At 57.7% G+C, this 8,182-nt stretch carries 10 protein-coding genes; all 10 read left to right on the top strand.

The features are described 5' to 3' along the window. Positions 1 to 92: 92 nt before the first annotated feature. The 10 genes from rpmE (at position 93) to Q1K49_RS00510 (ending at position 7,831) form a co-directional block, all read left to right on the top strand. A complete protein-coding gene (rpmE, locus tag Q1K49_RS00555; RefSeq protein ID WP_300521541.1) occupies positions 93 to 311 on the top strand; it encodes a 50S ribosomal protein L31 in 219 nt (72 codons plus the stop codon). Between the two features lie 89 nt (positions 312 to 400). After that, entirely contained in the window at positions 401 to 1,105 is a 705-nt protein-coding gene (gene thyX / locus Q1K49_RS00550) for an FAD-dependent thymidylate synthase (protein WP_300521539.1), read from the top strand. Beyond that, entirely contained in the window at positions 1,092 to 2,048 is a 957-nt protein-coding gene (locus Q1K49_RS00545) for a DUF1385 domain-containing protein (protein WP_300521537.1), read from the top strand. The genes thyX and Q1K49_RS00545 overlap by 14 nt, the downstream gene beginning before the upstream one ends. Before the next feature lie 2 nt (positions 2,049 to 2,050). Further along, positions 2,051 to 3,124: a peptide chain release factor 1 gene (gene prfA / locus Q1K49_RS00540; RefSeq protein ID WP_300521534.1), complete on the top strand. Its 1,074-nt coding sequence runs from the start codon at positions 2,051 to 2,053 to the stop codon at positions 3,122 to 3,124. A gap of 15 nt (positions 3,125 to 3,139) precedes the next feature. Then, positions 3,140 to 3,997, top strand: coding sequence for a peptide chain release factor N(5)-glutamine methyltransferase (prmC, locus tag Q1K49_RS00535; protein WP_300521531.1), 858 nt, complete (start codon positions 3,140 to 3,142; stop codon positions 3,995 to 3,997). Positions 3,998 to 4,108: 111 nt separating this feature from the next. After that, positions 4,109 to 5,296, top strand: a complete 1,188-nt coding sequence (gene trxB, locus Q1K49_RS00530) for a thioredoxin-disulfide reductase (RefSeq protein WP_300521529.1) — start codon at positions 4,109 to 4,111, stop codon at positions 5,294 to 5,296. Positions 5,297 to 5,350: 54 nt separating this feature from the next. After that, complete coding sequence (locus Q1K49_RS00525) at positions 5,351 to 6,283, top strand: 1-phosphofructokinase family hexose kinase (RefSeq protein ID WP_300521526.1); 933 nt, start codon at positions 5,351 to 5,353, stop codon at positions 6,281 to 6,283. 39 nt (positions 6,284 to 6,322) lie between these two features. Then, entirely contained in the window at positions 6,323 to 6,772 is a 450-nt protein-coding gene (locus Q1K49_RS00520) for a CBS domain-containing protein (RefSeq protein ID WP_300521523.1), read from the top strand. 74 nt (positions 6,773 to 6,846) lie between these two features. Then, entirely contained in the window at positions 6,847 to 7,332 is a 486-nt protein-coding gene (gene fliS / locus Q1K49_RS00515; protein ID WP_300521521.1) for a flagellar export chaperone FliS, read from the top strand. After that, positions 7,322 to 7,831 carry a flagellar export chaperone FlgN gene (locus Q1K49_RS00510; protein ID WP_300521517.1) on the top strand — a complete coding sequence of 170 codons (510 nt, stop codon included), beginning with the start codon at positions 7,322 to 7,324 and terminating at the stop codon, positions 7,829 to 7,831. Before fliS ends, Q1K49_RS00510 begins: the two co-directional genes overlap by 11 nt. Positions 7,832 to 8,182 lie beyond the last annotated feature (351 nt).

The raw sequence follows: 8,182 nt of genomic DNA, 5'->3' as shown, positions 1-8,182 counted from the left end.
GAATCATGCACGTGTGACCTTGCGTTTCGAGACGTGTTGTGCTAGAGTCCTCTTCTGTGGAAGCGATCGGATAACGGCTGGAGGTGTAGGACGTGAAGAAGGATATCCACCCCAAGTATGAGGCCTGCACGGTGCGTTGTGCGTGCGGCAATAGCTTCGATACGAGATCGACCCAGGGAGAACTCCGCGTAGCCGTGTGCTCCGCGTGTCATCCTTTTTACACGGGTAAAAAGGGACGCGTGGTCGAGGCGGGACGCTTGGAAAAGTTCCAGAAGAAATACGCCAAGTTTCTTGCCCCCGAACAGGAATAGCGACATCCGGGGAACAGGGGGAGCTTCAGCTCCCCCTGTTCTTCTATTGGCCGGACGCTGTGTGTAGGAAGAACGGAAGAGGTGCGGACGTGTCCATTTCCGTGGTGCTTTTGGCTCATACCCCTTCTCCGGACATGGTAGTGGCGAGTTCTGCCCGGATTTGCTACAGCGAATGTTCCGCAGTCGAACTCATTGACGGCTTTCCCGATCGCACCCGAGCTGCTCGCTTCGTGGACGGTCTGTTGCAGAGCGGTCATATGTCACCCTTTGAACATGCGAACTTTACCTTTGCCGTGGACGGCATCAGCAGGGTCTGCTCCCATCAGCTCGTACGCCACCGCATCGCCAGCTTCAGCCAGCAGAGCCAGCGGTATGTGCGAATGAACGATGCTGCAGTGGTGATTCCCCCTTCCGTGACTGCCTCCGAAGAGGCCTCGTCCGTGTTTCGCGGTGCCGTTGAAGAGGGGTACCGACGCTACGAGCGACTCCTGGAATTGGGTATTTCTCGTGAGGATGCGCGCTATGTGCTCCCCCACGGATGGGAGACGAAACTTGTCATGACGATGAACGCGAGGGAGCTGCACCATTTTTTCACCCTTCGTCTCTGCCGTCGTGCCCAGTGGGAGATCCGGCACCTGGCGAGGGAAATGCTCCAGTGTGTCCGTACTGTAGCGCCGATTTTGTTCACTCTTGCGGGTCCTTCCTGTGTCGTCGACGGAGCCTGTCGCGAAAGACACTCCTGCGGACACCCCTTCGGATCGATGGAGGAGTTGCTTGAACATGAAGATGCTTAAGATTGCAAATACCGTCGTCTTGACCTTGTCGAACCTGCTCGCTCTCGGTGCGGAGCGAATCCCCGTGGGTGGACAGGCCGTCATTGAGGGCGTTCTCATGAGAGGTCCCCGAAAATGGGGACTTTCCGTACGTCGCCCCGAGGGCGATCTCTGGAGCACGTCCTGGAGGAATCTTCCCTGGACGGCTGCCGGCATCTGGAAGTACCCCGTCTTCCGGGGTATGGCCACGATGGCGGAAATGCTCACCGTGGGAATGCGGGCGTTGTCCCAATCGGCCCAGGTCGCTCTTGGGGAGGAAGAGAAAATCACACCCCGTGAGATGATCCTTTCCGTGATTGTGGCGCTTCTCGCGGTGGTGGGCCTGTTCGTGGCGTTTCCCGTATGGCTTGCGGACCGCGTCGCGCCGCTGCTCGGCGCGTCGGGATTGCTGAAGCACCTCGTGGAGGGAATGGTACGGGCGCTGGTCTTCATCGCATATGTGGGTGTCATCGGCCTTTGGAAGGACATGGCCCGAATCTTCGCGTACCACGGGGCGGAACACAAGACGATCAACGCCTACGAACACGACGCTTCCCTCGTTCCGGAGGTGGTGGCGCGTTATTCCCGCATTCATCAGCGCTGCGGCACGTCCTTTCTTCTCATCGTCGTCGCGGTGAGCGTTGTAGTTTTCTCTCTAGCCGGAGGTGGTCCTCTGTGGTGGAGGGCGTTGTCCAGAGTGTTCCTGCTGCCCCCCGTCATCGGTATTTCCTACGAACTGATCAAGTGGAGCTGTCGTGCCGGACGGACGGGGGAACTGCTCATGAAGCCGGCTCTTCTGCTGCAGTATTTCACGACACGTGAGCCGGATCTGGAGCAGATCGCCGTGGGAGTTGCCTCGTTGCAGGCGGCTCTCGAAGAACGGGAAAGTTCTCCCGTTGCCGCTCCGGAAAGGCCGGAGGAATAATCATGGATCTCAGCGACAAACTTGAGGACGTGGTTCGCTCCTTCGAGGAGCTTGAATTGCGCATGGCCGATCCTGGAGTTACGGGAAATCTCCAGGAGTTGCAGCGCATGGCGAAGAAACATGCCGAGATGGAAGAAGTGGTCGCCGTTTACAGAGAGTTTAAGACCACGCGACAGCAGCTTTACGAGGCCCGAGAGCTTTCTGAGAGCGGAGACCCCGAGATGGAGGCATTGGCCAGGGAGGAAACGCGCACTCTGGAATCCGCCATTGAGGATTTGGAACGGCGTCTGCAGGTTCTCCTTCTGCCGAAGGATCCCAACGACGAGAAGAGTGTCATCGTGGAGATTCGCGGCGGCGCCGGCGGTGACGAAGCAGCGCTGTTTGCCGCGAATCTCATGCGTATGTACTGCCGTTTTGCGGAGCTGCAGGGATGGAGGGTTGAAATTCTCACCCAGAGCGAGACGGGTATCGGCGGCATCAAGGAAGTGGTTTTTCGTGTCGACGGAACTGGCGCGTACAGCAAGTTCAAATACGAAAGTGGTGTGCATCGGGTGCAGCGTGTTCCCGTTACGGAATCCTCCGGTAGAATTCACACCTCCACGGCGACCGTGGCCGTTCTCCCCGAGGTGGAGGACGTAGACATCGAGATCCGCACGGAGGATCTTCGCATCGACACGTTCCGTGCGAGCGGAGCCGGCGGACAGTACGTCAACATGACCGATTCGGCGGTCCGGATCACACACATCCCTACTGGGGTCGTCGTGAGCTGTCAGGATGAGCGCTCTCAGCTCAAGAATCGCGTCAAGGCCATGCGTCTTCTGCGGGCCAAACTCTACGACGCGGAACTGCAGCGTAAACAAATGGAGCAGGCGGCGGACCGAAAAGGCCAGGTCGGGACCGGAGATCGATCGGAGCGGATACGCACCTACAATTTTCCGCAGAACAGAGTCACCGATCACCGTATCGGTCTGACGCTCTACAAGCTGGACCAACTCCTGGAGGGAAATTTGTCGGAGATGATCGATGCACTTATTCTGGCGGATCAGAGTGCGAAACTGCAACACATCAACCAATAGCGGGAGAATACGGGCGTGGCGGAAACTCTGGAGTCGTTGCGACGGAAGATCGCGGAGCTTTTTCTCCGAAACGGAGTGACGGAAACTCCTTTCCTTGATGTGGATCGTTTGTTCTGTGCGCTTTTGGGGTATTCCAGAGCCGAGATATGGAGTCGCTCCAGGGAATTGCTCGACGGGGCTCAAGTCGCCCGGATCCTGTACATGGCGCGGCGGCGAGCCGGAGGGGAACCTTTGGCCTATGTCCTTGGAGAGGCCGGATTCTATGGAAGATCGTTTGCGGTGGAGCCGGGGTGCCTCGTTCCCCGGCCGGAAACAGAGCTTCTCGTGGAAGAGGCGCTGGAGCGGCTTCCCGAGCAAGGGACATTTCTCGACTGGGGGACGGGAAGCGGCTGTATCGCCGCGACGCTTGTGCTCGAATGTCCCACCGCCCGAGGCTTCGCTCTCGAAGCTTCTCCCCGTGCAGTGGTTACCGCGTGGCACAATTTTCGACGCCATGGCCTCCTTCCTGCGGTGACGCTCCTCCATTCCTCCACCTGTGATGCGCTTCCCTCTGCCTGCATGGACATGGTGCTCGGCAATCCTCCCTATATTCCGACGGCTCGAATCCCTTATCTCATGAGAGAGGTGCGCGATTTCGAACCTCATTCGGCGCTCGACGGAGGCGTGGACGGCCTTGACGCCTACCGTTCCTTGTTGCCTGCCGCGACGCGACTTCTTCGCCCTGGGGGGTGGCTTCTCCTGGAGATCGGTGGGGAGGAACACGTGGCGCCGCTTCGCGATCTCGAGGATGGGCTTATCTTTTGTGGAAGCCGACCCGATCTGAACGGTCATATCCGCGTTCTTTTATGGCGTAAAGGGGAGAAGATAGCGTAAAATAACTCCGTAGCCTGTCGTGCGAGAGGCGCGACAGGAAAGCTTTTTTCTTTACCTGTGTGCTCGAAAAAGGGCAGATCTTTCTTGTCAGCGACTGGGAGGTCGATTGTCATGGAAAAGCGTGAACTCGTCATTCTCGGTGCCGGTCCTGCAGGCATGACGGCCGCCATTTACGGAAAGCGTTCCGGGCTGGATGTCCTTGTGCTTGAAAAGGGAATCCCCGGGGGGCAGATCGCGATAACCGACGAGATTGAAAATTGGCCGGGCGTGGTTCACGCCACCGGAGCGGAGCTCGCTGAATCCTTCCGTCGCCACGCGGAGAAGTTCGCTCCCGAATTTAGGGATGCGACCGTGACGAGAATCGAACTTCGGGACGGGATGAAGGTTCTCGTCACGGAAAAAGAAGAGATCGAGGCGGAGGCCATCATTCTCGCCACGGGGGCTACGTTCAAGAAACTCGGATGCCCCGGTGAGGCGGAATTCGCCGGACGGGGCGTGAGCTATTGCGCCGTGTGCGATGGAGCCTTCTTTCAGGACGTGGAGATTGCCGTGGTAGGCGGGGGAAACACCGCAGTGGAAGAGGCGGTGTATCTTACGCAATTCGCGTCGAAGGTCTACATCATCCATCGGAGGGATTCCTTCCGTGCCGACAAGATGGCGGTGGAAAGGGCACTTGGGAATTCGAAGATCGTTCCGGTCTGGAACAGTGTCGTGGAAAGCATTCAGGGATCGGACATGGTGGAAAAGCTTGTCATTCGGAACGTGAAATCCGGGGAAATCTCGGAGCTGCCCGTGGAGGGCGTGTTCGTCTTCACGGGTATGGTGCCGAATACGGAGTGCGTGAAGGGCCTCGTGAAGACCACGGAACAGGGGTGGATCCTCACGGATGAAAAGATGGAAACCTCCGTGGAAGGGCTCTTTGCGGCGGGAGATGTCCGGGACAAATACCTGCGGCAGGTCGTGACCGCCGCAGGCGACGGTGCGATTGCCGCTATGGCCTCCTATGCCTATATTTCGGAGCAGGTGCACCTGCGCGGCCTTCTCCTCGACCCCGAACACGTGGTGGCGCTCTTCTTCTCGAGCGTCGACGAGAAGCAGATGCGCCTTGTCGATGACGCGGAAAAATGGCTCGCCGCCTCGGGGAAACGTGCCGTTCTCGTGGATGGCTACAGAAATGCGAAAATGGTGGAAAAATTGGGTCTTGCCGGATTGCCTCTCTTGGTTGAACTGCGGAAAGGGAACGTGGCGAGTTCCAGGACGTTTTCTTCCACGGCGGATCTTCAGTCCGTGCTCTCGTAGGCCGGAGAGCGCCATCGCACGCCGCGGATTTCCCGTTTTGGAGGTGGTGCAGTTTTGATCGTGACCGTAACGTTGAACCCCGCCGTTGACGAAGAGTACCTTCTCCCGGAGTTCCGACCGGGAGGTTGGTCTAGGGCGACTCATGTTGATCGTTCTCCCGGAGGTAAAGGGATCAATGTTTCCATGATCCTGAGCCAGCTCGGCTGCGAGTCGGCGGCGATGGGGTTTTTGGCCGGCTTCACGGGAGAGTACGTCAGGGATGTTCTTCGCCGTCATCGAATCACCACGAATTTCGTCCACGTTCCCGGGGAGACGCGGACGAACGTCTATATCGTCGACGAGATCGGTCACATCGAGACGGGCATCGCCGAACTCGGTCCCTATATTCCCGAGGATGCCCTGGGTCGTTTGGTGACGAATTTCGACAGAATGCTTCATCGCGCCCACCTGGTCTCGATAGGCGGCTCCCTGCCGCCGGGAGTGCCCCAGGATTTCTACCGGGAACTCGTCAGAAACGCGAAAGCCAAGGGAATTCCCACGTTCATCGACGCGGCGGGTGCCCCGCTCATGGCGGCGCTCGAAGCAGGGCCGACCGTTGCCAAGATAGATCACCGATTCATGGCCCGTGTGGCGGGTATCCCCCTGACTTCCATCGACAATCTGATCGAGATCGTGTCAAAGGTGCACGATCAAGGCGTGGAGTACGCGGTCACCTCGTACCGAAGCTACGGCGACGTGTTCTTCACACCGGGAGGCATCTACCTGGCGGCGCTGGATCGAAGGGATTTCGTCTCCATGTTCGGTGCGGGCGATGCGCTTATGGCGGGACTTGTCGTCGCCTACGACGAAAGGATGTCCGCGGAGGAGTGTGTGCGCTTCAGCATGGCCTGCGCCTACGAGGATTCCCTGCACGTGGAAAAAGGGGTTCGGAGCAGGGCGGCCGTGGAGGCTCTCATGGACAAGATCGAAGTGGAAAAGCTTTCCTGACGTGCCTGTCCGGGCGAGAACGTCACGAGGAGGGACATCATGCGGATCGGAGATGTGATGGATCGGGATCTCACCGCTATCGCACCGGATTCTCCGGTTTCCGAAGCCATCGAAGTGCTGTCGCGACATCGACTGACGGGGGTTCCCGTGGTCGACGAGGAAGGGCACGTTCTCGGCTTCATCAGTGAGAAGGACATCATCAAGGCGGCGTTGCCGGGGTATTTCGAATATCTCCAGGACTCTTCCTTCATCCCCGACTTCGACCAGTTCCAGGCGCGTCTGCGGCGCATCAGCCGCGAGCCCGTCCAGCGTTTCATGGTCAAAAAGGTTGCCACCTTCAAGGAAGAGGACAGTGATTTCAGCGTCGCCATGACGCTCATACAGCAGAACATCAAGAGAGCTCCCGTCCTCCGTGAGGGAGTTCTCGTCGGTGTGGCGAACAGGGCGGACCTTTTGGAACGACTCATGGCAGACGGGACCGGGAAATGACCTGTGTGAGGGGGTTTGATCACGATAATTCGTGCCCCTGGGACCACCGATAACGAACAAGGGAGGGATGGGGCATGAACGACGAAAAAAAGGTACAGAAGGCTCAGGAAGCGTATCGGGCCAACCAAATACAGACTGCATCGCGGGAACAGCTGCTCCTGATAACCTATGACATCGGCATCAATGCGTGCAAAGCTGCCGAGGAGGCCCTCCGGAAAAATGAGGTAGAGGCTGTGAACGAGAATCTCAAACGTGCTCAGGCGGTTCTCCGCGAACTGATGATAACGCTTGATGTCGAGACGGGCGGAGAAGTGGCACAGAATCTTCTGCGCCTCTATGATTTTATGTATTATCGCCTTGTTGACGCGAATGTACGTAAAGACGTCCTTCTGGTGGTTGCCGTTCGAGAAATGTTCCAGGAATTGCGCAACACTTGGGTGGAAGTCATAGAAAAACTGAAAGCGGAAGAGCTTTTGGTGAAACAGGAAGAAGTCCGCACCTCGCCGGTTTCTGCAGTCTCCCAGAGCGGACATCAAGGAGGGGTGGACTTTGCCGGATGAATTGAAGGAGCAACTCCACGAATTGCTTCTCCTGGAAAAGGCGCTGTACGAAGAATTGGACGGCATGGTCGGCGAGGAGGAGCGCTCTGTTCAAGAAGAGAACTGGAGCGCTCTGTTGGCGATTCTGCAGGACAAGCAGAGCCTTATCTCCCGTCAGGAAATCCTCCAGGAATCCTGGAACGGCTTTTCCTCTCTCCTTGACGTGCATGGCGGTCGGGAGAGTCCGGCTTTTTGGGATGCCGTGGCGAAGCGGGTCGGAGAGAGTGCGTACAAGGAAATGAAAGCCCTCATCCACGAGCTTCGTTCCCTCGCTGCGGGAACTCTCGAACGAGAACGGCGCGTCCAGGAGACCCTTGAGAACCACCTTGAGGATCTGCGGAAACGGATGCTTCAGATGCAACAGGGTAAACAGGCATTCCAAGGATACCTGAAGAGTGGTTCCTCCATCGCACAACCAAGGAGCAGTTTCGATAGCGCCCCGAAAAAAACGCTTCCGTGAAGATGACGATGTTTGTCGTCTTGATTTTGCCGCAGATGTTTTCGTTGCCCTCTCGTTCTGTTCCCTTTATACGGCGATCCTTCGGACAAACTCCGTTCCGCTTCGTTTTTCCGTGGTTCGCCGTTTTTCTTGTGTTGTGTCTTCCCGCAGCGACGTTCGCAGGTACTGGTGGAACCTCTTCCACATCCGGGCCGGAATTGAAGAAAGAGATCGAACTGGGCCAAAAAGTCGCCGCGGAAGTCGAGGGGCACTGGAATCGCATCGTCGATCCCGTAAAGACCGCCCATGTGTCCATGGTCGCGGAGAAACTGATCCCCCATCTGGAACGTCCTCTCCCTTTCGAGGTCCGTC

Origin of the sequence: Aminiphilus sp. (assembly GCF_029975095.1) — a bacterium.
In the GTDB taxonomy this organism is placed as follows: Bacteria; Synergistota; Synergistia; order Synergistales; family Aminiphilaceae; genus Aminiphilus.
The sequence above is the reverse complement of the archived record's forward strand: the minus strand, read 5'-3'. Positions and strand labels throughout refer to the sequence as shown.